This window comes from Providencia sp. PROV223 (assembly GCF_028479245.1).
GTDB classification, from domain to species: Bacteria; Pseudomonadota; Gammaproteobacteria; order Enterobacterales; family Enterobacteriaceae; genus Providencia; species Providencia rettgeri.
Map to the genome: position 1 here is coordinate 106,557 of NZ_JAMPNG010000012.1, position 25,270 is coordinate 131,826.

A 25,270-nucleotide genomic window follows, 5' to 3' on the forward strand; every position below is an offset into this window, starting at 1 on the left:
ATGCAAGAAAACATGAAACTAGCCGTCAATCACTTAGTGAATGATGCGATAGCTCGTGCCCGTATGGCTTTGGTCAATCCAACCATGGGGCTTGATGCTAAGCGGTCATCTGCTTGGTGCGAATACGGATTCAAACAAGATTTAACCTTTGATGATTTATACAAACTATTTCGCCGTGGTGGAATTGCATACGGTGGGGTGACTAAATTAAGTGGAACGTGCTGGAAAACATCTCCGCAAGTCATTGAAGGAGATAGTGCCGATGAGTCGAAAGATGAAACGGCGTGGGAGAAGTCTTTCAAAAAAGCAATTAACAAACGCATATGGAAAGAGTTTAAAGAGGCAGATCAGCGCCGTCTTGTAGGTCGCTATTCTGGCCTAATCCTTCACATCAATGACAATGGTAAATGGCACGAACCGGTTAAAGCCTCCAAACTTTTGAGAAAGGTCACTCCTGCATGGGCTAGTGCTATCAAACCTACTGAGTGGGTTACTGATATTAACTCGCCTGACTACGGTCAGCCGAAGATGTGGCAATACACCGAGTCACTACCCAATGGCGGCACTAGAAACATCAATATTCATCCTGACCGCGTGTTCATTCTAGGTGACTACTCCATTGATGCGATTGGCTTCCTTGAGCCAGCCTACAACGCATTTGTGAGCCTTGAAAAAGTCGAAGGCGGTTCTGGTGAGTCATTCCTAAAAAATGCAGCCAGACAGCTGTCAGTGAACTTTGACAAAGAGGCCAAGCTTGATGATTTAGCAAGAGCCTACGGCGTTGAAATGTCAGAGTTGCAGGAGATTTATAACGATGTTGCTAGGGAAATCAACATAGGCAATGACGCAGTTATGATCACTCAGGGAGCTAACGTTAACCCGTTAGTTACTGCTGTATCAGACCCAACGCCTACATATAACGTCAATCTTCAAACTGCCGCCGCAGCAATGGATATCCCATCGAAAATACTCGTCGGCATGCAAACAGGAGAAAGAGCCAGCACCGAAGACCAGAAGTATTTTAATTCACGCTGTCAGTCGCGTAGGGAGAGTGAACTTTCATTCGAAGTAGAGGACTTCATTGACCACTTAACACGAATCAAAGTGCTAGAGCCCGTGCCAGAGAAAACGGTTATTTGGGATGACTTGAACGAGCAATCGGCTACTGAGAAGCTTGATAGTGCTGAGAAGATGAGCCGCATTAATCAGACATCACTAGCAACTGGCGAGCCTGTATTTACGGTAGAGGAAATCAGGACGGCGGCAGGGCATGAAAACGACAGTGATGACCCGTTAGGTGAATTCGATGAAAATCCAGAAGATACGAGCCGCGATAAGAGCAGGAACGAAAGCAGATCCGACAGCGGTTGATAAATTAGAGCGCGGAGCAATGAAAGCATTTGCAAAGCGCATTAAAAAAGTATCACAAGGCTACATACAGCTACTCAATAGAATCCCATCCGAGCCCGTAGTTAATAAAAAATACCAATTCGACCTAGACCCTAACTATCTTTCAATCATCTTGAGAGACGGTGAGCTCATGGTTGATGAGGTGCTATTGCAGGGTGGTGAATTCAATAACTTCTTTTTCAATGAGTACGTCAGCACAGCATATGAGCGAGGAACGGCGCAGGAATATGCAAACCTAGCGCAGCAATCGACAGCATACGCAGCAACACAGCAAAGCGTAGCAACGGTATTGCTCAGTGAGCCTTATCAACTTCGCATGGCATTGGTTCGCGCTCGTGTGTTTGAGGAAATGAAAGGGCTATCAGCACAAGTCAAGGCAGATATGGCGCGCATTCTTACCGATGGCATAGCGAGAGGACTAAATCCTCGTGAGGTAGCTAGAAATCTGAATGAGCAATCAGGTATCGAAATCCGTCGAGCTAATCGAGTAGCTAGAACGGAAATTACCACAGCACTACGTAGGGCAAGAATGGATGAGTCTGATGAGGCTAGTGAAGTTCTCAACCTTGAAACTCGACAGGTCCACATATCAGCACTGAGCCCAACAACTCGACCTAATCATGCATCACGTCATGGGAAGATATTTACCACTGACGAGCAGCGTGATTGGTGGGCTATAGATGGCAATTCAATCAACTGTAAGTGCTCGACGGTGACTATTCTGACCGACAAAGAGGGTAGGCCGTACAACGATACGTTACTCAATAAACTGAAAGAGGAAAAAGAAGCCATGAAAGAACGTGGTTACCAATGGGCGGAGGAATAACGATGCCGATTCAAGTAAACGTCACGACCAAGGTTAACAGCGCATCAATCAGGCGTGAAACCTATAACGGTCGTGAGCATATCATCATCCCGAGTTACACACTGCCAGCAAATGTCATCATGAATGGTGGCTTATATCCAAGCACAGAAATCGATGCTCACTACAGAGGCCTAGAAGGCACTCTCGCGCCACTTGGTCACCCAACGGTAAATGGTGAGTTTGTATCTGCTTTATCCGCTGAGGGTATCAATCAGGGGCATATAGGGGCATGGAATCGTAATGTTGCTAAAGTCGGCAATCGAATCTATGTCGAAAAATGGATTGATGTAAACAAGGCCAAAGAATCTGAAGGTGGCCGCGAAGTATTGGCAAGAGTGGAAGCGCTGGAAAGCGGCGAAAGCTCAGAGCCAATTCATACCAGTGTGGCTGTTTTCTTGGAGCAACTTGAAGCCAACGAAGAGCAGAAAGCACAAGGCTATAACTGGATTGCAAAAATCCACAGCATGGACCATGACGCAATATTACTTCATGAATCTGGCGCAGCAACACCAACTCAAGGCGTTGGAATGATGGTCAACGCTGACCAAGCAACCGAAATGCAAATCAACAACGGTGCGCTTACTGGCGAAACCTATCGCGAGAAAGAACACAAGTTAACAATGGCGGCTCGCAAGCAGTTTGCTACTGGTGACGAATATGTATGGGTATCTGATTTCACTGATACACACGCAGTCATCATGGTAGATAACGGCACGGCTAAATTACATTCCTACACTAACGAAGATGGCGTTATCACATTTGATATTCAAGGCGAAGAAGTAGAGCGCCAAGAGTCATGGGTCAAAGTGGTAACAAACAAACTTAAATCGGTATTCAGTAAACCGCAGGCAAGCCCTGCAATCAACAATAGCACGGAGGGCGACATGCCTTTAACTCAAGAAGAAAAGAACGACTTAGTAGGCGACATCACACAGGCATTAGCGGCAAACTTTGCAGAGCAATTAAAGCCAATCAATGAAAAGGTTGATGCGCTTCAAGTTAACCATCAGAAGTTAGAAGAATCACTAACCGCTAACCAACGCGCTGAAGAAACAGAAATGCGCAAAGAGGTAGCAGCTAAATATGGCGAAGTGGTTGCAAATTCACTGCAAGGCCAAGCATTAATCGATATGCATAAGCAACTCGGTGAAGCAGCATCATTGGCTGGCAACTCAGGCACACAGCAGGAGCAAGTTGGCGCACCAAACCCAGCGGAATACTTTAAAGGAGCTCAATAATGGCTACTAGTCGTTACCGCCGTGTAAATCTTGACGGCAAATCAATCACAGAAACTCGCGCAGCAAAGGCTAATGTGTTGCCCGGTACTTTCGTAGTTATTGATGCAAATGATGAGTTTGCACAAGCTACAGCATTAACAGGTCGCATCTACATCACCAATCCTGCATATCACCAAGGCCTGACAATTCGTGATGCTATTCCAGCTGGTGACTCTGCTGTCGGTGAGTATGTGGAAGAAGGTCGAGAGCTCGCTTTGTTGGTTCCAGCTGGCACTTACAAAAAAGACTCGCCTATTAAATTTGGTGCGGATGGTCAAGGTGCTTTGGCAACAGCTGATACCGACTCGGTTATTGGCTACAGCCAAGATGAAGTAACTCTGTCTAGCGCGGATTTCATTCGAGTTCGCTTCCGTGTTGGCACTGTTGCCGCTGCATAATTAAAAGGAAAAACTATGTTTTATACTGCTGAAACTTTAGCAACAAATAGCCGACTGCAACGTCAGTGGGAAGGGTTATGGGCGACACGTAATATTTACAACACGCAACATAATCTGATGATTAATCAGTATCAGAACGTGATGGACGGTGAAACGTTAGCGGCAAACCAAGTTGGCGGCTTCACTCGTGAATTTTGGGCTGAGATTGACCGTAACATTATCCAGCTCCGCGACCAAGAAACAGGCATGGAAATCGTTAATGATTTAATGGGTCTGCAAACTGTGTTGCCGATTGGTAAAACTGCCAAGTTGTACAATGTGGTTGGTGATATTGCTGACGATGTATCAATCAGTATCGATGGTCAAGCGCCATACTCACATGACCACACTGAATACGGTTCAGATGGTGACCCAATTCCGGTATTCACCGCAGGTTATGGTGTTAACTGGCGTCATGCGGCAGGTTTAAGCACTGTGGGGATTGACTTAGTGTTGGATTCTCAAACCGCGAAGATGCGCCAATTCAACAAGAAGATTGTTAATTACTTCCTGAATGGTGACGACAAAATCAGTGTTGATGGTTACAAAGGCCAAGGCATGAAGAATCACCGCAACACATCGAAGATTGACTTAGGCACTTCAGGTGCAGATATCGACTTAACTACTGCTGATTTGCCTGCATTGTTAGCATTCTTTGGTTTCAATGGCGCGTTCGGTCAAACTGCTTACAATAACAAAGTAGATGTTTACGATGTTATGTGGGTGAGCTACGAGGCATGGGGTAACCTGATTAAGCCTACAGTAGTTGCGGTTGGCGCGGGTGCTGGCAATAGTGTGGTGAATGGTCGGGTTATTGATACATTGCTGCCATATGCCGGTGTGAAAGAAATTCGCCCGACTTATGCGCTTAAAGGTACTGAGTTCATTGCGTATCAGCGCCGAAAAGATGTAGTGACTCCTCTAGTCGGTATGGCGACTGGCGTTGTTCCTAAGCCTCGCTTTATGCCGCAGGACAACTACAACTTCCAAATCATGAGCGCGGCAGGTCTGCAAATCACTCGTGATGGTGAAGGCAAGTCTGGTGTGGTTTATGGTGCGAAACTGAGCTAAGGAGAAAAAATGGCTAAGTATGAAGTTATTATCCCTTGGTATGGTGTCGAAAAAGGTGGGGTTGTTGATATTGAAAACATTCACCCCGCACTGAAGCCAAATGTGCGTAAGCTATCAATTGAGGCTGCTGAATTAGCCCCAGCCACACCAAAAGCCAAGTCGAAGAAAGACAAAGAAGAATAGCCGCGAAAGCGGTTTTTTTATGCCCTCGAAAGGGGGCTTTGCTTTGTGAGGTAATCATGATCACAAAAGAGCAAGCCAAAGAATACCTGACGGGGCAGGGGATAGAGTTACCTGATTTTATTCTCGACGCATTGATTGAGCAGGTCGGTAGTATTCAGGAATGCCTTGATAATCATTATCCAGCGGCAACCGCACTATTGATTCAGATGTATTTACTTGCGCTGATGGCGCTTGGTCAAGGTGATAAGTATATCAGCTCGCAATCAGCCCCAAACGGAGCCTCACGGTCATTTCGGTATCAATCCTTTGGTGATAGGTGGAAGGCGGCTACATCGCTTCTGCGTGGCTTAGATAAGTTCGGATGCGCTAATGGTCTAATCCCATCTGATCCAATTCAAACTGCACATGCTGGATTATGGATTGCTAAAGGTGGCTGTATGTGTGGAGGTGGTCGATGAGTGCTACCGCTAACTGGTCATATACCGCACTCGCCACTATTTACCCTGTCATTCGTGGCGGTGGTAAATGGGATGACACAATCACCTATGGCATACCTTACCTAATTGACTGCACGTGGCAATCTAGCAATGAAGTTGTGAAAGACGATATGGGCAAGGAGTTTGTCACCAATAACGTTTTTTACACTGAGTTGAAGCGTAACGGTGTAGATGTTCAAAGGCCAGAGCGCGGTTTCTACATTGCCAAAGGTGACACCACTTCTCAATCTGACCCGAGAGTTGCAGGAGCTGACATTATCATCACAATTAAAGAAGATGACATGAGCTTTTTTGGTGAAGAGTTCGACTACGAGATAAGGACCTGATATGGCTAAGCGTGTTCGCGGTATCAGTGAGTGCCGACGCAATACTCAGGCTTTTGTTGATGACGTCAATCGAAGGGTAGTAAGAGCTGTAACTGCTGGATTAATTGTAGGTGCTTCTCATGCGGCTAGGTATACGCCTATTGATACATCTACGCTAATTAACTCGCAGTATCGTGATGTAAGAGTTAATGGGGTGATGATAACTGGTCGAGTTGGCTATACAGCTAATTATGCCGTCTACGTTCACAATGCATCAGGCAAACTCAAAGGTCAACCACGAGAGGACTTTGGTAAAACTAGTGATGGTGTTTCTTTTGGTGGAGGTACTGGTAAAGGTAATTATTGGGACCCTAACGCTAAACCTAAATTCCTACAAGCAGGATTTGAAGAGGCAAAGCAGGAAATCGACGAAGCAATTAAACGGGAGATGAGACGATGATCATTGACGACTTTCTCGATTATTTGCAACGTGGGAATCTTACCGATGGTTTCAATGTTCAGCGCTTAGATTGGAAAGAGAGACCAGAAACCAAAATTCAGCAATATATTGTTATCCGTCCTGCCAGTGGTGCTGGTCGACTTGGTGAATTGAGTGCAGATGATTATGTCGATGTTATTGTCGTTTCTGCGCAAGATGACCCAATCCCCGCATTAACTCGTGCTGATGAAATACTCAAATATGTCGCGGCAAATCCTAGTGACTGTAATCTCAACTCAGTTTTTAATATGGGCGGGTTGCCGTCAGGAATTGTAACCACAGAAAACCGAACGATATTCAGACTCTCATTCCGCTGCTTATCATAAACAAACAAATCTCAAACTAGGTCGCCAATGTGCGGCCTTTTTTATTTTCTATAGAAAGAGGTAAACACATGGCAGATTGCCCAGTACAAACCAATAAGCTGATTGGGCGTAATGCGATTATTCGTATTGCGAAAGGTTGCCCCGATCAGGTTCCAGACCAGTCAGCATTTAAACGCATTGGGGCATTGACCACTAAGTCATTTGACTTGTCACCAAACTCCATCACATCTGAAGCAGATGACACTAAAGGTTTAGTTGAAAACGTAGTCACTAACTTAGATATGACCATTTCATTTGATGGTGAATATCGCAAGCGTGATAAAGATGACGATTTTGGCCCGTTGTTATTGCTTCAAGAAATCCCTAAAGAAGTTCAAGCAGGCCGCCAACCGTCATATTGGGTGCAGATGGATTTCACTGGTGAAGATGCGATTGTGCTGCAAGGCTATTTCGTTTTCACTTCTTGGTCATCTGAATTCCCAGCGTCAGAAATTGCCACTTACTCAGGCGAGGTTAAAGTTTCAGATGCTGATACGGTTGAGTGGCTAGTCGAAGAAGTCCCAGTGACTAGCGTAGCGGTTGCGCCAACAACGCTAAGCGTAAAAGAAGGTGAAACAGGCACGTTTACAGTTAACTTCACGCCAACAGATGCGACCAATAAGAACTATACGGTTGTAAGTGATAAAACCAACTTTGCAACAGTAAGTAAGTTGGTGAATGTTGTCACTGTCACAGGCGTAGCGGCAGGAACAGCAAACGTAACTGTCACATCCGAAGATGGTGCAAAAACAGCTAAATGCATTGTCACTGTCGCAGCTGCTTAATATTACAAAGGGTGCTTACGAGTGCCCTTGATAATATTCAGGGGGAAATATGACAGCAAGAAAGGAATATGGCGAATTCACAATATCAACGCCTGATAAAGATTATTTGTTCAGACCATCATTTGACGCAATGACTAGAATAGGGACGCCAGAGCAGATTGTTAACGCATTTACTTTGCTAAGCGGTGCCGAAGTTCAAATGTTAATTGCTCGTGCTATACAGGCTTATGGAGTGGTTCCTGAGTGGCTACTTAAAGCATTAAAAAAGCCAACGTATGGGCGCAGTGTTTTATCAACTTCAATGATGGTGATGCAAGCTTGCTGTAATGATGATTGCGATGAACTTATAGGTGAGTGGAGGCCCAGTAAAAATGGCGTTATCTATAAGCTGGGTAAGGTGCCAATTACAGATATCATCGTGTTCGCTCGGGAGTTAATGACCCACGGCATTATCGGTAAGGCCAAAGTTAGGAAGCTTCAGCGTAACGAAGGTAAGAACGAATTTACTGATAGCTTTAATGCTATCGAATATATTACCGCTGCACGAGCTCATTTTGGTGTGAATCGCGAGGAAGCCGAACAATTAACAATGACTGAGTTCGTCATGATGTTAAAAGCCAAGTATCCAGACGAGAAAGGCTTCACTCGTGAAGAATACGACGAGATCATGAAGGCGGATGACCAGCGCAATGAAGAGCTGGCGACAGGTAAACGTAGACTTGTGAGTCGGAAGTAGCTTTGCGGCTACTTCTTACCGTCTTTTTCTTCGTACATCTTAACAAGTTGTTCATAAACAACTTTCTTAAACTCTTCGGCCTGCATAGCAGCCATATGCTCAGCGCTGCTTTTTGGTAACGCAGATGCAGAGTCAATCGCAGCTTGAAGTATCATTACTATTTCTGAATTTAATGAGCGTCCGTTTTGGGCTGCTCTAACAGTTAAACTATCTTTAAGCTCATCCGGTATTCTAACGCCGTATGGAGCAATATTTCTCATGCCTTTCATATTCACTCTCACTGTAAAGTCTCTACACAGTGTAGTGAATATTTTTTTGCCCAAACACTCTCACCAGGCGCGATAAATAAATACACCGTGTAGTTAATTGGGCGTATGTATCGGCATGAAGTTATATTTGTTTATATTATTCCAAGAAAACTTACATTGTTGATCTGTACAAACGATGTAACTAGAATATACTGTATATAAATACAGTTATATTTTGGTGCATCATGAAGCTAGGACTTATCGATTCCGAGTCAATTATCAATATTCCATTATTCTTAGATAGGGTGCCTGCGGGGTTTCCATCACCTGCGGCGGACTATATGGAGGAGAGAATAAACCTTAATAGCACACTGATTAAGCACCCTGACAGCACGTATATGTTGCGTGTCGAAGGTAATTCGATGATTGATGCAAATATTAACGACGGTGATGTTGTCATTGTTGATAGCGCACTGGCGGCAAAGGATGGGGATATAGTGATTGCTAGCGTTGATGGTGAATTCACAGTAAAGAGACTGAAGTCTCATCCGCCGATGTTAATGCCTATGAATCCTGACTTTCAACCTATACACATAGGCGATGCGCAGGACTTGCAGATATTTGGCGTGGTCACATTCATTATTCACAAGGCGCAATAATGTTTGCCTTAGTTGATGTTAATTCGTTTTATGCAAGCTGCGAGAAGGTATTCAGACCAGACTTAGCAGGAAAGCCAGTAATCGTCCTGAGTAACAACGATGGTTGCGTGATTGCCCGGTCAGTGGAAGCAAAGAAACTTGGTGTGAAAATGGGTGAGCTCTACTATGAGCGACGAAGTTATTACCGACAAAATAACATCAACATATTCAGCTCTAACTATGCCTTATACGCGGACATGAGTAATAGAGTGATGTCGCTGTTATCAATGTATGCTCCGCGCTTGGAGATATATTCGATAGATGAGGCGTTCCTTGATTTCACTGGCATGGCCCATACATTTAACTTAGAAGAGTACGGGCGAGAAATTCAATCAACGATATTGCAGCGAACTCACTTGCCTGTTGGCGTTGGAATTGGCCCCACTAAAACACTCGCGAAGATTGCTAACCACGCAGCTAAAACGTGGAAGAAAACGGGCGGTGTGGTTGAGCTATCTGATAAAAGTAGGCAAAGAAAATTACTGTCACTTATTCCCATAGAAGAGGTCTGGGGCATTGGTCGTAAAATCTCAGCCAAGTTAAGAGTTATGGGCATCTATACCGCTTTAGATTTAGCCAATGCACCAGTGACCACAATACGTAAAACGTTTGGTGTGACACTAGAAAGGACGCTAAGAGAACTAAATGGTGAGTCTTGTATTGAGCTTGAAGAAGTCAGAAAAGTTAAGCAGCAAATACTATGCTCACGCTCTTTTGGTAAGAAAGTTTTAGATATTGAAACTATGCGTAAGGCCGTTTGTGACTATGCAGAACGAGCAGCGGAAAAGCTTCGTGAAGAAAAGCAACGATGCCGGATCATTGGTCTATTCGTACAAACAAGTCGCCATGCATCTGGCGATGATTATGCCAACAGTGCCAGCATTAAGCTTGAATACCCTAGCAGCGACACTAGAGACATTATTAATGCTGCTATGCGTGGCCTAGATTCCATATGGCGAGACGGTTACCGTTACTATAAAGCAGGGATAATGTTGTCCGACTTCACAAATTCAGATATTACTCAATTCGATATGTTTTCGACTCAGAAGCCATTTAAAAACAGCGATGAACTGATGAAAACATTAGACACGATAAACAATAGTGGTCTAGGCAAAGTCTGGTTTGCTGCGAAAGGTGGCGATAGTGGGTACCAGATGAAGCGCGAAATGCTGTCACCTGCGTACACGACAAACTTCGATGAGTTGCCAGTGATTAAGTGTTAATCCCTGATCAAATTACCAGATAACGATCCTTAAGTTATATTGATATTATCTATGAGTTATTTTCAGTTTTATAAAAATAAATCACTTATCAATATATATCGCGTAGGGATGAGTTATGGCTTTTGCTTATGAAAAAAATACTAAGAAAGGGTTAACCAAAAAGGCAACCAGTTATCTGCTAGGATTTTCCTATAAAGGCAGTATTGTTGAGGCTCTGAAAAAAAACGAAAGGTTCAAAGAGAATGCAGATTTTGAAATAGATAAAAGTACGAAGATAAGAATAAGAAAACTTGAGTATATGGATGAAAGTAAATCGTTTTTTGCTCACTTTACATTTTATGATCCAGATGCTTCTGTTTCAGTTACCCCTTCTGTCAATAAGGGGAAGAGTAGTGAGGAAAGTGATGATTTGATGCGCATTGAGAATTATGACAAAAGACATATTTTTGTGATTATTGATGATAGCGACATATACGCTATAAGCCAGATCGTAAGCTCACATCATTCATCTAGTATGAATGCAATTTTTAAAGCTTTAGGCTTGGAGCTTAACGTTAGGGATAAGATTGATAAAAGTACGATACAAAAAATAAGAGCGGAGAAAATAAGAAATATTGGAATCGCAGTTCAGACAACCGCCAAAGATATCGATGATATAAAGGTAAAGTCTAAATTAAGTATTTTTTCCAAAGAGTAAGATGACGAACCTTTTTATGGGACATTGACTTTAGGGTATAAGGAGAACTTGGGGCTAATAAACGAAGCAACTGATAACATTGAAAAGTATATAGACGAATTATCAGAGGACTTCTTTATTGTCACAAGAAAGGGGAGCATGATCAAGAGTTCCGAGATTAAGACTAAAAGAGATTATTTCACTGCTCCGTACGGGACAAAAACAATAAAAGACACAAATGCGAAAGAAATTCTAGAGGATTTCATCGAGTATACACTATAGTATTCTATAGCAACTTAACAATCGTAGAGGCGTATATATGATATTGAGAGGCAGAGATATCAAATACATAACAGCGTTTCTTGCGATACCATTGCTTGCTGGCGTATTGACGTTTTTATTTTATGAAAAAATAAGGTACAACAAAGACTTACTTAACTTCATAGCTAATATTTTCTCTATATTAACTGGTTTTTTACTACTAGTAATATCTACATCTGGTGAAGTAGCTGCGTCAACAATGAATGGGGCAAACGAAGAAGATTCATACAGAGGTAAGAGAAAATTTAACATTAGGTTTCAGCGGTATTTATTTTTATTTTTTCTTTATTTGATAGTTTTGTGTTTGATTTTTACATACTACCTAGTAATACCCCAGCAACAAAATACTGCAAGTAATGCTGCCACAAGTAATGTCACTTGGCTGCTAATCTCATTAGAGGTGTTGATTTGCTTTTTTAGTATTGTGGCTTTTTTATGTTCATTTTTTATACCATTAAAAATAAAGCAATTATTTGAAGAGAAGATTAATAAAAGCAACTAGACCCACTCCGGTGGGTTTTTTATTGCCTGAGATTTGATTAAGGATATACCCATGATTCAGGTTTCTCATAAATACCACATTCATCATCCATGACTTTAGCATTTAGTTTTTTGGCGATTTCTAGCATTTTTATATAGAGGGCAGTATCAGGCCATGTGGTATAAATTCTACCATCATCCCACTCAAGCCAAGGCTCATCATAGGTGCTATTTCCGAGCCATATAGCATTAAATTCACCGTTAATAGCATTTATTTTTAGCTCTGGGTCTTGTTCAACAAGAGTTAGCCACTCATCGCTACTGATTGGATTGCTTTCACTATCAAACCAACATTCAGCACGAGTAATATGAAATTCAACGCCCATACAGTCATCCTTATTAAATTAGTGAAAATAAAATATCACTTAAATATATAATCTGAAAGTGTGCTTTGCTTCAATTTGCACTCCCGCTGAGCTAACACTCTATGTGCTTTTTATTGCCTGAAGCTTGCATCTACCCTAGTATTTACGTACTTAACTAAAATATGGTGATGTATGAAAAAGGGAACTCTTTTATTTTTTACTTTTCCTTTTAAATTCAGCCTTGTATTCATCGTATGTGTTAATGGCATCTTTGCAGTTGCTAACAAATTCTTCAACTGTCATGCCCATCTTACTGGCTTCATTGGCAATAAATTCAGCAACAAACATATCTATCTTTTTACTATCTCCATCAGCTTGAAAACCAGCAAGATTGAAGGTTGAACTGCATATTCCAGAAAATCGTGATATTGTCATTACCTTGAGTGCCATCTCGTTGTCTTCAGCAGTTGCTGCATAAGATAATGGGGATAAAAGTAAACCGATAAACAATAAATAGTGCTTCATAAATCACCACAATGATAATAATTTTTAATGCCTCAATGATAGTATGAGGCATGGATATTCACAATCATATAGTAGAGATAGTATGGATTTTCTCCAAAGAAACACACAGTAGTTACATTTAACCAATCCACGTCACGTAAAACTTTTACGCCACGCCTCTTAACTGAGGTCTTTTGCGTTCAATTGCTGAAACTATTTGCTAATATTCAATCATTGATAATTAAAAGGTATTGATGATGAAAAGAATATTAGCAGTGGCTGTGGCTTTATTGTTTAGCACTTCTGTACATGCAAATAGCGAATGCAATGACGAGGTATGCGCAGTTAAGCACTGGAAGGAACTGGTGTGTGATAAATCAAGCAATGAAAAACAATGCAATGAATACTTGGGTCATATAATTAGATCTACTCATTACCAAGGCGCATTGGCCCTGCATTGCAAACAAAAAAGAGAGAGCGGAGAGTTAGAGAAAGGTAGCAACTTGGCTGAAAAATGCGACATATCTGATAAGTTTCTAGCAGAAGTCGCTAAGTAAGAAAATAATTTGAGAGAACATAGGCCCTGCATAATTGCGGGGTTTTTTATTTTAGCTAAAGGCTCACACATTTGTGTGGGCTTTCTTTTTTTAAAGAGGTCAGATATGGCAGAAAGTCAAAATGTTGGCGGCATTCATTATGATGTTGCCATGGATGTTAAACCAATGCTATCAGGCGAGCGTCAGGTTGGCTCAAGCTTAGATAGAATGGAAGGAAAATTTAATAAGGCATCTAAATCTATTGATAGCGCTGAGAAATCTATGCTGTCCTTCTCAAAGGCTGCTCTAGCTGTCTCGTCAGCGATAAGTGTAGGTGCCATAGTCAATATGGTTGATGAATGGGGGCAGGTCGCAGCACGAATTAAAATGGCCCTCAAATCAGTTGAAGGTGATATTGAAAAATACGCTTCCATTCAAGAGCGCTTCCTCGAAATAAGTAACCGTAACGGTAAGGCCATTGAAGATACTCAATTATTGTATGTCGGCGCAGCTACATCAATGCAGGAGCTAGGCTATAACACAGAACAAACAATTGATTACATTGAATCCCTTTCATCTTCTTTAACAGCTAACGCATCCAGCGCCAATGAAACCCAATCGATGATCAACGCACTTAATAAGGCAATGGTTTCGGGGAAAGTTGCGGGTGAAAACTGGAACTCAATAATGAATGCCACTCCGACATTGATTGGAGATATCGCTAAGCAGTTATCTATCATGCGTGGCGGAGTAAAAGTTACAGAACAAGATGTTAAGAAACTAGCAGCAGATGGGAAAATTTCTTTCCAGTTATTTGCCGATGCAGTTATCAGAGCAAAAGAGGCCAATAATGCAATGGCTGATAGCATGGATAACACTGTAGCGGATGGGTTCACAAAACTAACTAATTCAGCCAAGGCTTATTTTGGCGAACTAAACCAAGGCCTAGGAATAACAAGAAATATATCTGCTGGGTTCGCTGTTTTATCTGAGAACTTTGATAAGGTTGCGGCTGCTGCTGTCATTGCGACTTCGGTTATTGGGGCAAGATATGTTGGCGCATTATCGGCATCAATAAAGGCTAAAATAGCCGACGCTGCTGCATCTGCTAAACAAGTACTATCAACAAGATCGGCGGCACTTGCTGTGCGTGATGAAACGCAGGCTATCATTAGTAATCTAACAGCCGAGAGAGCTAAAATCGTAGCGCAAAACCAGTGGATGGCTTCCCAGTCTGTAATTAATAGGCAGATGGGCGTAAATGTTAGTTATCAAAAAGAATACCAAGCTAACGCCGCCAGAATAGCAGCAATTGATACGCAAATGGCCACAGCTAAAACACAGTTAGCGGCTGCAACAAATCAGGCTTCGATTGCCAATAGGGTATATGCTGCTAGCGCCAATATGTTGCGAGGAGGTCTGGCATTAATAGGTGGTCCTATGGGGGCGGCCACATTAGCAGCAGGTGCAATTTTTTACTTCTATCAAAAAAGCCAAGAAGCAAAGCAAGAGGCTTTAGCGTTCGCTGACTCTATAGAAGAACTAAAAAATAAGATGAAAGACCTATCATCGGTTGCGTTAGAGGGAGAAATAGGAAAGGCCAGTCGCTCTATAGAAGCTCAGAAGGATGCTATAGCCGAGTTAGAGAATGAAATAAATGAATTGGTGAAATCAAATAAATTAGCATCTGAGAGTTTTGATTTGCTTGGAATGAAGGCTGGAGTGGTAGCTGAAGCCAACGACAATCTAAAAATAAAAACAGCTGAGTTAGAAGAAAGAAAGGCTAAGTTAGCAAAAACTATTGAGTTTGTAAGCAGTGCGACAGGGGAGTTAACTGAAAAGAATAAAGATTTGTACGATGCTATGAATAGTGCGTCAGGAATGGCTGGAAAAATGGGGGCCGCTATTGGTGCATTACAACAGAGAATCAAAGCTGCTGCCGATGAGAAAGCCAGATTAAATAACGAAATGCGTGATAATCCCGAAACTGATGATGGGAAAAAAGCCATTTTAAATTTAAAAGAACAAAATGAGCTATTGGGAATAAAAGATAAGCGGCAGAGAGCTATCAGGAAAGCGGAAATGGAAGCTGCTAAGCTGACTCAGAACGCTGATCAGGCAAAGGATATAGTAGCATTAGCAACTGCAAACTATGATCTAACAGAAGCTGAACGCGAAAGCTCTAAGGCAGCAAAGGTATCAACAAAAACTACTGATGAGGCAGGAGAAGCACTTAAACGTCTGCAAACTGAATTAACCAGACTCAATCAAGGTTATGCAGAAGGCTCGCTTGAGCTAGCGCAGTATGATGCTGCACAGGCACTAGGCGCCAAAGCTTCACCAGAACAAATAGCATTAGCAAAAGAACGCGCTAAATCTATTTGGGAAGTACAGGCGGCAACCAAGGCGGCAACTAAAGCCGAGGAAGATAGAAAGAATAGTCAGGCAAACTTCACCTCTCTTCAAGAAAGCGTCTCACCAGTGACAGCAATTGATAATCAATTTGCCAAGCAAATGGAGCAAATCAACCAATACAAGCAACTTTACCCGCAAAGCATTGCTGAAGCTGAGGCGTTACGCTCTCAAATCGAGGAGCAGTATCGACAGAAAAGGATGGATGCACAGTGGCAAGAGCTAAGCAATGCTAGTTTAGGTTACAACATGCTTACATCAGCTGTAGATTCCTTTGGTGGTAATGCATCCAATGTAATTACTGGGTTGGCCACTAGAACAATGGATGCAGCAGATGCAGCGCGCTCGCTGGGTAACACCATGCTAAACAGTGTCGTCAATTCCATTGTGCAGGTTGGCGTTGAAATGCTGAAAAACTTCATCATTGGTCAAACTATGGGGAGTGCTGCTGCCGCTGCTTCAGCTGGTCAAGCTGCATTGGTTGCTACAGCTTGGGCTCCTGCTGCTGCATTGTCATCACTAGCAACATTAGGCGCAAATGCTGTGGCGGCTAACTCTGCAATTGTCGGGACTGTAGGTGTTGCTAAGGGAATGGCTGTTGCAGGCGCTAGATATAACGGTGGACCCGTTGGAGCTGGTCAAATGTATCAAGTCGGTGAGCATGGCAAGCCTGAAATCTTCAAAACCAGCACCGGAAAGCAATACATGATACCGGGTGACAATGGGCGAGTTATATCGAATAAGGATATGCAGGGTAGCGGTAATGGAATCACATTGAACATCGAGTTCAACGACTACTCATCAGGAAAACATCAATTTGAGGCGCAGGCATCACAAAACGGTGATACGTTGACAGTTCAGGCATTCTTAACTGATATGCAAGAAAAGGGACCCATGCACCGCTCAATAACTCAAAACACCACAGCAACAACCAGACTGTAAAGGCTATCCATGGAAATAATCGACTACCCTGAATGGTTCCCGTTACCACAAAAAGCGGATAAGAACATGACGTTTGATACTGGGTTTCGAACGGATCAGCCTCAAGTTGGAGCGCCGATATTCCAGAAGCTAACGGATGACATTAAAACAGTTTGGAATGTTAAGTGGATATTCCAGCTAGGTGAAGAAAGGGCTTTTCAGCAATGGTTGAGAAGCCCTAATTATTTGGACAACTGCACTAAGTGGTTCAGGATGCCAATTAATCTTGGTGGTTCTGGGCTGCAACCACAGGAGCTTCACTTTGTTAGTTATCCGGTTCAAACGTCGATTAATGGCAGCGTAGTAACTTGGACGGGCTCGGTTATCTGCCGCAAACTGTTTAATGAAGATGACGATTTTGGCGATTTAATCGTTGAGATACCGCCGAGAGATTGGGGTCTACTCGATATCGTCGTCACAGAGCGCCTACCTAGATGCAAGGGGGGAGAATGAAGTTAAGAGAGTACAGAGCGCAACGACCGATGCGCGTTATTTACGAGACTATCCAATTTTCACACCCTTCATTTGGTGATGTTTTTTTTGTTAGTTTACAGGAAACACCAAAGGTGCTAGGTGGAATAACTTTCCTTCCGTGTAACTTCGAACTCGCTGAAAGTCAGCAAAGCAAAACACCCATCATTGATGCTTCAGTTAAATTCAGTCGAATGGCGCAGGATTTTAAGCAACAACTTAAACTCTGGCGCTCTTACGTGAGAATGACACCAATAGTAGCAACGTTCAGGTTATTTGATTCAGCCGACAAAGATAATCCGATAAGCGAATGGTCGCTGTACGTGAAAGACTGCTCACTCGATGCGGAGTCTGTCACTGTTACGCTGTCGATGAATAACCCGCTGAATAAGAACGTTGGGCGCATATACACGATGGAAGAATTCACAGGCTTGGAGACTGTTTAATGACGAAATTAGAGTTTATTAATCTGATGATTGGCAAGCCGTGGAAGAATCGGGCGTGTACGTTTGATGCGTGCGATTGTTGGGCGCTGGTTGTACTTTACTATAGGTACGTACTAGGTACGGAAATTCATCATGACGCTGGCTACGAATCGGACCATGATTTTGTAACTTGCTATGAGAATGAAGTCGAATTCTGGCAGCGCACTGAGCACCCAGTGGATGACGGGATATTTATTGGCTATCGCGGCTCTCAGCCAGCTCACATCGGCTTAATTATCGATGGTAACGCATTTCATAGCCGAGGCGAGAATGGGGCTGTAAGAATGGATAGGCTCATTGTGCTTGAGAAGAAATTCACGAAATTGGAGTTTATGAAATATGCCGATAGTTGAAATCCAAAAAGTAGCCGGCACCAAAAAGGAAAGAGTCGATTTAACAGTCGGCTCTTTTTTTTATAGCGATTTTCTAGTGCATCGAAAGGATTTATCAATGGATGTACTGGTGACAGTGAACGGTGTAGAGCTTGGCCTAGATGACGAGTTAGATTTCGAGATAGCACCAGCTCACTTTATTCAAGTATTCGACCAGCCGAAGGGCGTTATCGGCGATATCCTGAATCCAGTGTTTAATCTTGTCACGAAAGTGTTCTCGTTTCTTGCGCCGAAAACGCCGTCATTTTCTGCTGCTGAGTCGAATGTTAAAGATAGCCCGAATAACCGACTCACAGGGCAAACAAACGTTGCTCGAGCATACCAAGCAAGACCAGAAATTCACGGGCAAGTGAGGGCGTTTCCTGACCTCATTCAGCAGTCGATGTTTGAGTATAACAACAACCTCAAGACGGTAACTGAGTGGCTAAACATCGGTATTGGTGAGTATAAAACTGAAAGCATCCGATTTGCAGAGTCAGATTTTACCGCAATGGCAGGGGCTAGCTACAAGATATACAAGCCCAAAGAAGTTATCCCGCTGATTAACGAAGGCTTTGAGTTTCCTGATATCGACGGTCAAGAATTACCGGGGCCTAACGAAAGTAAAGATATCCCGCAGCAAACAGCAACGGCAAACGAGGTCGTCTCTGGCGAGATAAAAGGCGGTGAAGCGGCGATAAAAATCGCTAAACAAGATGAGTTTGAATACTTCTACGAACTGACAAAGCCACGCTCTATTTCAATGACAGTGAATGTGAGTTACGACACGCCGCAGGGGGTGGTCACTAAAGATGTGAAGATTGACGCTCAATTAGTTGATGCAAAAGAGAGCAATGACGGCTCGTTGATTAACCCTGCTGAGTATTACGAATTCTTCTTCACTAACCTAAGCGGAACAGACTTAGCGCAACTTCCACCAAATGCAGTAGTGAATACCACAAAGTTCATTCTCTATGACAATCAGTTTTTAACAGTGGGCCCATTCTTCTCTCCTGTTGATGGCGACCAGATGTGGGTCCACTTGCAGGCACAACTTGGTGGAGGCGATTACTGTAGCGCTAGAATTGATATATGGAAAATCGACGTTAATAACGAAGAAATAGCGGGAACACGACAGCAAGTAGTAACAAGGCTCAATGAAACAAATGGAACTAGAGTTTATTACAAAACTGAGAAAATAAACTTAGCAGCAGGTCGCGGTAGGTACGCAATTCAACTCACTCGATTAGAAAACAGTAATGACCATAGCATCATGAAAATCGAAAACGCTCACATTGTCCGAGTTCGTGAGAATGTCGTTTTTGAGAATGACACGATTGTTAATGTGTCAGTGAGGGCTACTGAAGCGCCAACGGGAGCTAGAGAACGCAAATATAACTTGTTGGCCACGCGCATGCACATTTCGTATGACCGAGTATCAAAGCAAGTTGACTATACGCTCAGGCCCTCGAGAAGTTTTGCTGATGCAGTTCTGCACACTTGGCTGATTACTGCAGGCGAAAGTGAGAGAAACATCGATATCGACGGACTATATCGAATTTACGATAGCTTGCCAGATGAGCGGCTAGGTTACTTCGATTACACCTTTGACGATGAAGATATCTCCCTTGGTCAGCGCATCGAGACCATCTGTAATACTGCTCGGGTAACAGCTTACTTCGACAATGCGGTTCTCACGTTTTCCCGTGAACAATCTAGCGAATTCCCAATGACCACGTTCAATCGGTCAAATATCACAGGTAACGACATGAAGATATCGTATGACATGTCAATGCCATCTGGTTATGACGGGATTGAATTGGAGTATGTCGAACCGGTTCGCAATAAGAAAGACTATATCCGCTTTCGAGTTGATGAGAACGGAATAACAGAAGGATTATCGCGCACGCCAAATAAGATAGTTTTACAAGGCTGTAGGAATCGCTATCAAGCAATGGACAGAGCCTTGTTAGAAGCCAACCGACTCATTCACCAACGAACAAGTATCAGCTTAACGACTCTTGCAGACGGCGGGAATGTATACCCGTCAGACATGGTGCTGATAGCTGACACTTATGATTCAAATCAACAGGCAGGCTATATCACTGAGCGTAACGGGGAGGTATTCACAACCAGTGAGAAAATTAAATTTGATGAAGAGATGTGGGTATATCTCACTGATAGCGCTGGCTACACAACGCAGAAATTCAAAGCTGAGCAACGTCTCGATACTGAGTTCGGCTTTATCGCAAGTGTGTCTGAAGATATCGAGCTCAATTTCTATGATGGGTATCGAGTTCAATCACCGTCGCGGTATGTCATCGCAACCTCGGTAGAAGCGGACAACATCAAATGGGTGATAACTGATAAACGCCCGCTAGGTGGCGAACGCTACACGATAACTGCAACCGAATATTTCGACGCAAAAGCAGACTATAACGCATAACAGCAATCATTAACCAACAAGCCAGCCATCAGAGCTGGCTTTTTTATTGGAAAAAATAAGCATGAGAGAAGTTAAACCAACACAAAAGCCAGTTCCGTCATCGGATATCAAAGACCTTTTCTTTAACTCTGGATTACTTGATATATGGGCCACATCATTAGAGCCTAAATATATTGACCGCTTCGGTAATTGTCACCTTACTGCCGCTGGCATGGAGTGGTTATTCAAAGAGTTAGTCGAGAAGTTCAAAGTCGACATGAATACCGCTATCGTCGCGGCTGGCTATATTACGATTGATAGCTTTCAACAAGGTGCTGATTTACCAAATAATGAATTAACTCTGCGCAATCATATACTACGCGATGAAATCACTGGTGAATACTACCGTTGGGATGGTGATTTACCTAAACAAGTTCCAGCAGGATCAACTCCGCAATCAACTGGCGGCATCGGCAAAGGCGCTTGGGTTAGTGTTGGTGATGCGAGTTTGAGGGGGGATTTGCAATCTAGTGACGGAGCAAGATTTATTGGTGGCTCGATATGGGTAACAGAAGATATTGATTCAGTAATTGCAAGAACCCCATTCCCGTCAACATCGATTAGAATAATATCCAGAGGAAATGCATTATTTAAAGTTAAGAATGGCACATCAAAATATCCACTAATCAACCCTCAAATTAATACTAATACGTATATTGAGTTACAGTCAGAAAACGGTGAAATAACTACAACAGGAGCAGGCGCTAAAGACTACGATGACACGTTCATACTAGATCAAGCCATGAAGTATGGAAAAGAAATTAATGCGACGGTGAAAATTGATTGCAAGATGACAATGAGAACGCCGCTTGACGAACACACATATATTCGGCTTCCGACTGATTTCACTATTTATAACGCAAATCCACGTGTAAACAGAATTTCATTGCGCCCTCAATCTGGCTCTGTTCGTGATGCCGCATTATGTTTGGAGTCATTCAAAGGGTTACAAGGGCCTGAGCCTGAGATGTGTTCAGGGACAGTCTGTACCGATGTATACCTTACAATGGACAGCACTGATGGCGGTGAGATTAAAGTAGGTCATTGCCTCATAGGTGGGTTGTTTAGAACAGTATTTACTCGGCCTTACGCGTCAGGGTTCACTCGACATAATATATTACTATGTAGATCATGGTATTCATCATACAGCGGACTCTTTGGTAGGGCAGGTAAGGGGAGTGGTGTGACTATCGGAAAGCACCCTGATGTAAACCAGTCGTGGGATTGCGCAGTCAATGGGATATACATTGATGAGGTTTGGGGGCATACAAACGGGCAGGCAGGAACTTGGTCTGAGGGAAGTAATGAAGATATCGGTTACGGAGTAGGTTTTTATGGAGAAATGTTCTCATTGCATATAGGGAAGGTGCTGGGAGAGCAAAACAAAGGCGCTGGATTTCAGAATAAAATGAAATATGGCGATCTGAAAGTAGATGGCATATATGTAGAAGCTAACACAGGTATAGATTATTATTGCGCTGTAACGGATTCGGCTGGCATATCGTGGCAAACTCCTAATGTATTCCTATCCCAAGGAGGGAAAGTAAAAGTTAAGCCTGATGGAAATACATTTGCATCATTAATAGGGTTCCCATTTGTTATTAATAGCAATAGTACGTTTGATTTTGATGGAGTCAGTGGGTCAAGAGTTAGACTATCTAAAGAGACAGAATACACAGTCAGAAATATCCTAGCTCCAAAGCTTTCTGTTAATTATGAAATAATGGCATCAATAGAGAGTTCACTGAACACGTACAGCGTTCGGTGTGCTGGGCCAAATCCTGTAAATTCACTTGAGTTTGCAAACAACTGTGAGTTGGTTTTTATACCATATATGACAACATCATCAACAGATTCATATATAGTACAGATAACTCGAAACGGTGAAAACATAGGGACTACAATAGGAAAAAATGGCCCTTTTAAGTCATACGAACCTGTTGTATTAGCCTCATGGTCTGGTTTACATAATTCTATGTATTCATTTAGGGTCATGAAAGATTACGGTGAAACGTGTTCTGGTATGTTTGTCATTAGAGCTAGGCGTCTGTAGTAAGATGATTTATTTAATTTATTGAAAGCAATAAGAAAAAACTTATAATAATTCGTTATTTCCAAATTGGTTATTTTGCACTATGAAAATAACACTCATTGTATATAATAATAGTATAATACGCTCATATAAAAGAAGAAAATACAATGATCTGGACTATACAATATCTACGCTTTTTTGCATGTTTTATGGTGGTAATATACCACATAACTAGGAAAGTATACTTAGATGATAGCTCTGGGTATATGTATTTTGGCGATGTAGGCGTGGATATATTTTTTGTTATATCTGGCTTTATTATGAGTTACATTTCAAATAAAAAAGAATCTGATTTTGTTGTTTTTATCAAAAATAGGGTAATAAGGATATATCCTATTTATATAGTTACGCTAATACCATTTATTGCCATTTATATTTTGTTCCCTCACTTAGTTAATAGTCATGGTGAGACTCCATCCATAATAAAGTCGATAACGTTGTTTCCATTTATTGATGGTGGATATATTAATATGGTTGCATGGACATTATCATTTGAATTTTATTTTTATTTTATATTTGCAATATCATTGGCAGTTAGTAAGAAGCCCATAGAAGTATCATCATTTATGATAATACTGTTGTTGATTGTAGGTGTTATTTTTAATGTTGATTTTATTAATTCTCCAATGATATTAGAGTTTGTTGCTGGAATGTGGGTCTATCAGTTACTTTATGCTAATAAAAAAATGCTTTCATTATGGATGTCTGTATTTATTATAGTGATAGGAGCCTCTTTGATTATTACCCCTGTGGATGGTCAAATTATAGGACTTGGATTTGATAGAGTTCTACATTATGGAATTCCATCAGTTATGATTTTTATTGGTTTTTTAGGTCTAAACAATATAATAGGTGATATAAAATCACTTACATTCCTTGGGAATGCATCTTATTCGATATACTTAACACATATAATTACAATTAATGCCGTTTATTTTATTTATAAGGTTGTTTCACCACAAAGAGAATATTACTTAGCTATGATTTTCGTTGCTTCAGTTTGTTCTGTAATAGTTGGGTGTTTTGTATATCGGTTTATAGAAACCCCGATAATTAATATATTTAAGTCAAAAAATAAAAGATACAGCATAGCATAAATTTAATCGATGTATCATTGCCAATGATTTGTTAAAAGATATTTTATGTCAATATAGCCATCTAACATGATTTTTCTAGGTAAAGGATAGTTGGCTATATATTTCTCTTGTGGAGTTATAATCCAACTTGTTTTAATTTAAATTGTTACACTCATATCCCTGCGGGAATCGCTTACTCAATTCTCTGTAATAAACTAAACGCTCACGAAAGTACTCGCGCAAGTGTTCGGGTTGTTGTCGCTCGATTTTGACGTCAATAACTGGCTTGCCGAGTCTTTCTTTGTATGCGACACCAGAAGCAGCTAAATCGACATTTACTTTGTCTTTATCTTCTTTTGGTAGCTCTGCGAGATTGTACATGATGGTTTTCTGTGTGGGGGGATGATGAAACGAGTATAACACGGAGGGAAAATCACTGTGACGAGCTGTGCCGAAATTGTGACACAAAAATGAGAGGATTTGTGCATGGGGCATATTTGGGGCAAAAAATTACCGCAAATGAACTCGAACTATCCAGCAGTTCTAAATCAGCTTGCGGTAATTGTCTGTATTTCCACGCTGTAACTCGAATATGCTAGCTTACTTGTTTGTATGCCGTCATATTATGTCAATGCCAGTGTGATTGGTTTATCTATTTGAATAAGGTCAAGTCGTTGATAGTGATGGCCGTATATTAACGTGTGTTAGAAAACATGGGCGTGGGAAACTGCGCTTGAGCAAATTCGGCAGGAATGTGAGAAAAACATGGTTCCACTTTAAAAGTGGCATTATTAAAATCTGATTTTTTTGTAGTTTCTTAGGCCTTCAGTTAATAGCTGATGGCTTTTATTTATAGAAAAACTGAAAAGCAAAGAAAAGCCCCAAATATCAAGGAAAAATAAACTGATACAATAGGTTAGAGTACACTATCAGCATAGATTCTTTATAAAGGATTTACATGAATAAAGTGTAAGCAATACAGAAAATAAAATACAAATTAGAGTCTCGTTAAATGAATAAGGAATACTAGAGGATTCAAAATAAATATACCCTCTAGCATTTGAAATAAGAGCATTAATGTTTATTGGGCCGCTCTTTGTATTGCTTCTCCTCCTGCTTCTATATCTTCACCAACACCTTTAGTGGTATTACAGGCAGTTAATGTGAAAGCAACAACTAATGAGCAAATGAGGAAATTGATTTTTTTTAACATATTATCTTCCTTTCAAGTTTAAAGTTATAAATTACAAAAGGTCATCTTTAATTATAGCAGAACAAGTCGATGACTATTTTTAGCTGTATACTGCAGTAAGGTTAGGATTAAACCCTCATATTTTTGTGGAATTAGTATTGTTAGTGATACCTGACAAATGAAAATGAGCTGCTATATTTTAAGTGTTAGTACTTATTTTGGGT

General features: G+C 41.7%; 29 protein-coding genes. 24 read left to right on the forward strand and 5 right to left on the reverse strand.

All coding sequences use genetic code 11. The annotated features are described in order from the left end of the window. From PR767_RS14490 to PR767_RS14545, 12 genes are all read left to right on the forward strand, one after another. The gene (locus PR767_RS14490; RefSeq protein ID WP_272520510.1) at positions 1-1,371 is read left to right on the forward strand and encodes an anti-CBASS protein Acb1 family protein; all 1,371 of its coding nucleotides are present in this window, start codon (positions 1-3) and stop codon (positions 1,369-1,371) included. Beyond that, positions 1,307-2,236 (forward strand): phage minor head protein, encoded by a 930-nt coding sequence (locus tag PR767_RS14495; RefSeq protein WP_272520511.1) that lies wholly within the window; start codon positions 1,307-1,309, stop codon positions 2,234-2,236. The genes PR767_RS14490 and PR767_RS14495 overlap by 65 nt, the downstream gene beginning before the upstream one ends. Before the next feature lie 2 nt (positions 2,237-2,238). After that, the gene (locus tag PR767_RS14500) at positions 2,239-3,513 is read left to right on the forward strand and encodes a hypothetical protein (RefSeq protein ID WP_272520512.1); all 1,275 of its coding nucleotides are present in this window, start codon (positions 2,239-2,241) and stop codon (positions 3,511-3,513) included. After that, positions 3,513-3,950, forward strand: coding sequence for a gp53 minor capsid family protein (locus tag PR767_RS14505; protein WP_137019183.1), 438 nt, complete (start codon positions 3,513-3,515; stop codon positions 3,948-3,950). Before PR767_RS14500 ends, PR767_RS14505 begins: the two co-directional genes overlap by 1 nt. 15 nt (positions 3,951-3,965) lie before the next feature. After that, positions 3,966-5,060 (forward strand): major capsid protein, encoded by a 1,095-nt coding sequence (locus PR767_RS14510; RefSeq protein WP_272520513.1) that lies wholly within the window; start codon positions 3,966-3,968, stop codon positions 5,058-5,060. Between the two features lie 9 nt (positions 5,061-5,069). Further along, positions 5,070-5,243, forward strand: a complete 174-nt coding sequence (locus PR767_RS14515; RefSeq protein ID WP_272520514.1) for a glycoprotein — start codon at positions 5,070-5,072, stop codon at positions 5,241-5,243. Between the two features lie 56 nt (positions 5,244-5,299). Next, positions 5,300-5,701 (forward strand): DUF7370 family protein, encoded by a 402-nt coding sequence (locus PR767_RS14520; protein WP_272520515.1) that lies wholly within the window; start codon positions 5,300-5,302, stop codon positions 5,699-5,701. Further along, complete coding sequence (locus PR767_RS14525) at positions 5,698-6,066, forward strand: hypothetical protein (protein ID WP_272520516.1); 369 nt, start codon at positions 5,698-5,700, stop codon at positions 6,064-6,066. Before PR767_RS14520 ends, PR767_RS14525 begins: the two co-directional genes overlap by 4 nt. 1 nt (position 6,067) lies before the next feature. After that, positions 6,068-6,505: an HK97 gp10 family phage protein gene (locus PR767_RS14530; RefSeq protein WP_272520518.1), complete on the forward strand. Its 438-nt coding sequence runs from the start codon at positions 6,068-6,070 to the stop codon at positions 6,503-6,505. Then, positions 6,502-6,870 (forward strand): phage tail termination protein, encoded by a 369-nt coding sequence (locus PR767_RS14535; RefSeq protein ID WP_272520519.1) that lies wholly within the window; start codon positions 6,502-6,504, stop codon positions 6,868-6,870. Before PR767_RS14530 ends, PR767_RS14535 begins: the two co-directional genes overlap by 4 nt. A gap of 68 nt (positions 6,871-6,938) precedes the next feature. Beyond that, complete coding sequence (locus tag PR767_RS14540; RefSeq protein WP_210789326.1) at positions 6,939-7,694, forward strand: phage tail tube protein; 756 nt, start codon at positions 6,939-6,941, stop codon at positions 7,692-7,694. A gap of 49 nt (positions 7,695-7,743) precedes the next feature. After that, positions 7,744-8,430: a DUF6246 family protein gene (locus tag PR767_RS14545; protein WP_210789328.1), complete on the forward strand. Its 687-nt coding sequence runs from the start codon at positions 7,744-7,746 to the stop codon at positions 8,428-8,430. Between the two features lie 8 nt (positions 8,431-8,438). Here the strand turns inward: PR767_RS14545 and PR767_RS14550 are convergent, their stop codons facing one another. After that, positions 8,439-8,699: an Arc family DNA-binding protein gene (locus PR767_RS14550; protein ID WP_110732289.1), complete on the reverse strand. Its 261-nt coding sequence runs from the start codon at positions 8,697-8,699 to the stop codon at positions 8,439-8,441. A gap of 224 nt (positions 8,700-8,923) precedes the next feature. Between PR767_RS14550 and umuD the strand changes: the two genes are divergently transcribed. The 4 genes from umuD (at position 8,924) to PR767_RS14570 (ending at position 12,098) form a co-directional block, all read left to right on the forward strand. Next, positions 8,924-9,337 (forward strand): translesion error-prone DNA polymerase V autoproteolytic subunit, encoded by a 414-nt coding sequence (gene umuD / locus PR767_RS14555; RefSeq protein ID WP_272520520.1) that lies wholly within the window; start codon positions 8,924-8,926, stop codon positions 9,335-9,337. Continuing rightward, positions 9,337-10,599 carry a translesion error-prone DNA polymerase V subunit UmuC gene (gene umuC / locus PR767_RS14560; protein WP_272520521.1) on the forward strand — a complete coding sequence of 421 codons (1,263 nt, stop codon included), beginning with the start codon at positions 9,337-9,339 and terminating at the stop codon, positions 10,597-10,599. The genes umuD and umuC overlap by 1 nt, the downstream gene beginning before the upstream one ends. Positions 10,600-10,714: 115 nt before the next feature. Further along, positions 10,715-11,296, forward strand: coding sequence for a hypothetical protein (locus tag PR767_RS14565; RefSeq protein WP_272520522.1), 582 nt, complete (start codon positions 10,715-10,717; stop codon positions 11,294-11,296). 298 nt (positions 11,297-11,594) lie between these two features. Next, the gene (locus tag PR767_RS14570; protein ID WP_272520523.1) at positions 11,595-12,098 is read left to right on the forward strand and encodes a hypothetical protein; all 504 of its coding nucleotides are present in this window, start codon (positions 11,595-11,597) and stop codon (positions 12,096-12,098) included. Positions 12,099-12,135: 37 nt separating this feature from the next. On the opposite strand, the gene PR767_RS14575 is transcribed toward PR767_RS14570, so the two are convergent. Together PR767_RS14575 and PR767_RS14580 are read right to left on the reverse strand one after the other, a co-directional pair. After that, positions 12,136-12,462, reverse strand: a complete 327-nt coding sequence (locus PR767_RS14575; RefSeq protein WP_272520524.1) for a hypothetical protein — start codon at positions 12,460-12,462, stop codon at positions 12,136-12,138. A gap of 189 nt (positions 12,463-12,651) precedes the next feature. Further along, positions 12,652-12,966 (reverse strand): hypothetical protein, encoded by a 315-nt coding sequence (locus PR767_RS14580; RefSeq protein WP_272520525.1) that lies wholly within the window; start codon positions 12,964-12,966, stop codon positions 12,652-12,654. Positions 12,967-13,202: 236 nt separating this feature from the next. On the opposite strand from PR767_RS14580, the gene PR767_RS14585 reads away from it, so the two are divergent. From PR767_RS14585 to PR767_RS14620, 8 genes are all read left to right on the forward strand, one after another. Continuing rightward, positions 13,203-13,502: a hypothetical protein gene (locus tag PR767_RS14585; protein ID WP_267721915.1), complete on the forward strand. Its 300-nt coding sequence runs from the start codon at positions 13,203-13,205 to the stop codon at positions 13,500-13,502. A 105-nt stretch (positions 13,503-13,607) separates the two neighbouring features. Continuing rightward, complete coding sequence (locus tag PR767_RS14590) at positions 13,608-16,835, forward strand: tape measure protein (RefSeq protein WP_272520526.1); 3,228 nt, start codon at positions 13,608-13,610, stop codon at positions 16,833-16,835. A 9-nt stretch (positions 16,836-16,844) separates the two neighbouring features. Further along, a complete protein-coding gene (locus tag PR767_RS14595; protein WP_272520527.1) occupies positions 16,845-17,327 on the forward strand; it encodes a hypothetical protein in 483 nt (160 codons plus the stop codon). Then, positions 17,324-17,791: a DUF1833 family protein gene (locus tag PR767_RS14600; protein WP_272520528.1), complete on the forward strand. Its 468-nt coding sequence runs from the start codon at positions 17,324-17,326 to the stop codon at positions 17,789-17,791. The genes PR767_RS14595 and PR767_RS14600 overlap by 4 nt, the downstream gene beginning before the upstream one ends. Continuing rightward, the gene (locus PR767_RS14605; RefSeq protein WP_112860383.1) at positions 17,791-18,183 is read left to right on the forward strand and encodes an NlpC/P60 family protein; all 393 of its coding nucleotides are present in this window, start codon (positions 17,791-17,793) and stop codon (positions 18,181-18,183) included. Before PR767_RS14600 ends, PR767_RS14605 begins: the two co-directional genes overlap by 1 nt. 76 nt (positions 18,184-18,259) lie before the next feature. After that, positions 18,260-20,647 carry a host specificity factor TipJ family phage tail protein gene (locus tag PR767_RS14610; RefSeq protein ID WP_272520529.1) on the forward strand — a complete coding sequence of 796 codons (2,388 nt, stop codon included), beginning with the start codon at positions 18,260-18,262 and terminating at the stop codon, positions 20,645-20,647. 61 nt (positions 20,648-20,708) lie between these two features. Beyond that, the gene (locus PR767_RS14615; RefSeq protein ID WP_272520530.1) at positions 20,709-22,739 is read left to right on the forward strand and encodes a hypothetical protein; all 2,031 of its coding nucleotides are present in this window, start codon (positions 20,709-20,711) and stop codon (positions 22,737-22,739) included. A 146-nt stretch (positions 22,740-22,885) separates the two neighbouring features. Further along, positions 22,886-23,875, forward strand: a complete 990-nt coding sequence (locus PR767_RS14620; RefSeq protein WP_272520531.1) for an acyltransferase family protein — start codon at positions 22,886-22,888, stop codon at positions 23,873-23,875. A gap of 132 nt (positions 23,876-24,007) precedes the next feature. Here PR767_RS14620 and PR767_RS14625 read toward each other — a convergent pair whose 3' ends face one another. Together PR767_RS14625 and PR767_RS14630 are read right to left on the reverse strand one after the other, a co-directional pair. Beyond that, on the reverse strand, positions 24,008-24,235 hold the full coding sequence (locus PR767_RS14625) for a DNA polymerase III subunit theta (protein ID WP_442959054.1): 228 nt from the start codon (positions 24,233-24,235) through the stop codon (positions 24,008-24,010). 700 nt (positions 24,236-24,935) lie between these two features. After that, a complete protein-coding gene (locus PR767_RS14630; RefSeq protein WP_109911171.1) occupies positions 24,936-25,067 on the reverse strand; it encodes an entericidin A/B family lipoprotein in 132 nt (43 codons plus the stop codon). Positions 25,068-25,270 lie beyond the last annotated feature (203 nt).

What these genes read in the sequence shown, in the direction of transcription:
- PR767_RS14490 (WP_272520510.1), top strand. Translation starts at nt 1, where the DNA reads ATGCAAGAAAACATGAAACTAGCCGTCAATCACTTAGTGAATGATGCG.
- PR767_RS14495 (WP_272520511.1), top strand. Translation starts at nt 1,307, where the DNA reads ATGAAAATCCAGAAGATACGAGCCGCGATAAGAGCAGGAACGAAAGCA.
- PR767_RS14500 (WP_272520512.1), top strand. Translation starts at nt 2,239, where the DNA reads ATGCCGATTCAAGTAAACGTCACGACCAAGGTTAACAGCGCATCAATC.
- PR767_RS14505 (WP_137019183.1), top strand. Translation starts at nt 3,513, where the DNA reads ATGGCTACTAGTCGTTACCGCCGTGTAAATCTTGACGGCAAATCAATC.
- PR767_RS14510 (WP_272520513.1), top strand. Translation starts at nt 3,966, where the DNA reads ATGTTTTATACTGCTGAAACTTTAGCAACAAATAGCCGACTGCAACGT.
- PR767_RS14515 (WP_272520514.1), top strand. Translation starts at nt 5,070, where the DNA reads ATGGCTAAGTATGAAGTTATTATCCCTTGGTATGGTGTCGAAAAAGGT.
- PR767_RS14520 (WP_272520515.1), top strand. Translation starts at nt 5,300, where the DNA reads ATGATCACAAAAGAGCAAGCCAAAGAATACCTGACGGGGCAGGGGATA.
- PR767_RS14525 (WP_272520516.1), top strand. Translation starts at nt 5,698, where the DNA reads ATGAGTGCTACCGCTAACTGGTCATATACCGCACTCGCCACTATTTAC.
- PR767_RS14530 (WP_272520518.1), top strand. Translation starts at nt 6,068, where the DNA reads ATGGCTAAGCGTGTTCGCGGTATCAGTGAGTGCCGACGCAATACTCAG.
- PR767_RS14535 (WP_272520519.1), top strand. Translation starts at nt 6,502, where the DNA reads ATGATCATTGACGACTTTCTCGATTATTTGCAACGTGGGAATCTTACC.
- PR767_RS14540 (WP_210789326.1), top strand. Translation starts at nt 6,939, where the DNA reads ATGGCAGATTGCCCAGTACAAACCAATAAGCTGATTGGGCGTAATGCG.
- PR767_RS14545 (WP_210789328.1), top strand. Translation starts at nt 7,744, where the DNA reads ATGACAGCAAGAAAGGAATATGGCGAATTCACAATATCAACGCCTGAT.
- PR767_RS14550 (WP_110732289.1), bottom strand. Translation starts at nt 8,699, where the DNA reads ATGAAAGGCATGAGAAATATTGCTCCATACGGCGTTAGAATACCGGAT.
- umuD (WP_272520520.1), top strand. Translation starts at nt 8,924, where the DNA reads ATGAAGCTAGGACTTATCGATTCCGAGTCAATTATCAATATTCCATTA.
- umuC (WP_272520521.1), top strand. Translation starts at nt 9,337, where the DNA reads ATGTTTGCCTTAGTTGATGTTAATTCGTTTTATGCAAGCTGCGAGAAG.
- PR767_RS14565 (WP_272520522.1), top strand. Translation starts at nt 10,715, where the DNA reads ATGGCTTTTGCTTATGAAAAAAATACTAAGAAAGGGTTAACCAAAAAG.
- PR767_RS14570 (WP_272520523.1), top strand. Translation starts at nt 11,595, where the DNA reads ATGATATTGAGAGGCAGAGATATCAAATACATAACAGCGTTTCTTGCG.
- PR767_RS14575 (WP_272520524.1), bottom strand. Translation starts at nt 12,462, where the DNA reads ATGGGCGTTGAATTTCATATTACTCGTGCTGAATGTTGGTTTGATAGT.
- PR767_RS14580 (WP_272520525.1), bottom strand. Translation starts at nt 12,966, where the DNA reads ATGAAGCACTATTTATTGTTTATCGGTTTACTTTTATCCCCATTATCT.
- PR767_RS14585 (WP_267721915.1), top strand. Translation starts at nt 13,203, where the DNA reads ATGAAAAGAATATTAGCAGTGGCTGTGGCTTTATTGTTTAGCACTTCT.
- PR767_RS14590 (WP_272520526.1), top strand. Translation starts at nt 13,608, where the DNA reads ATGGCAGAAAGTCAAAATGTTGGCGGCATTCATTATGATGTTGCCATG.
- PR767_RS14595 (WP_272520527.1), top strand. Translation starts at nt 16,845, where the DNA reads ATGGAAATAATCGACTACCCTGAATGGTTCCCGTTACCACAAAAAGCG.
- PR767_RS14600 (WP_272520528.1), top strand. Translation starts at nt 17,324, where the DNA reads ATGAAGTTAAGAGAGTACAGAGCGCAACGACCGATGCGCGTTATTTAC.
- PR767_RS14605 (WP_112860383.1), top strand. Translation starts at nt 17,791, where the DNA reads ATGACGAAATTAGAGTTTATTAATCTGATGATTGGCAAGCCGTGGAAG.
- PR767_RS14615 (WP_272520530.1), top strand. Translation starts at nt 20,709, where the DNA reads ATGAGAGAAGTTAAACCAACACAAAAGCCAGTTCCGTCATCGGATATC.
- PR767_RS14620 (WP_272520531.1), top strand. Translation starts at nt 22,886, where the DNA reads ATGATCTGGACTATACAATATCTACGCTTTTTTGCATGTTTTATGGTG.
- PR767_RS14625 (WP_442959054.1), bottom strand. Translation starts at nt 24,235, where the DNA reads ATGTACAATCTCGCAGAGCTACCAAAAGAAGATAAAGACAAAGTAAAT.
- PR767_RS14630 (WP_109911171.1), bottom strand. Translation starts at nt 25,067, where the DNA reads ATGTTAAAAAAAATCAATTTCCTCATTTGCTCATTAGTTGTTGCTTTC.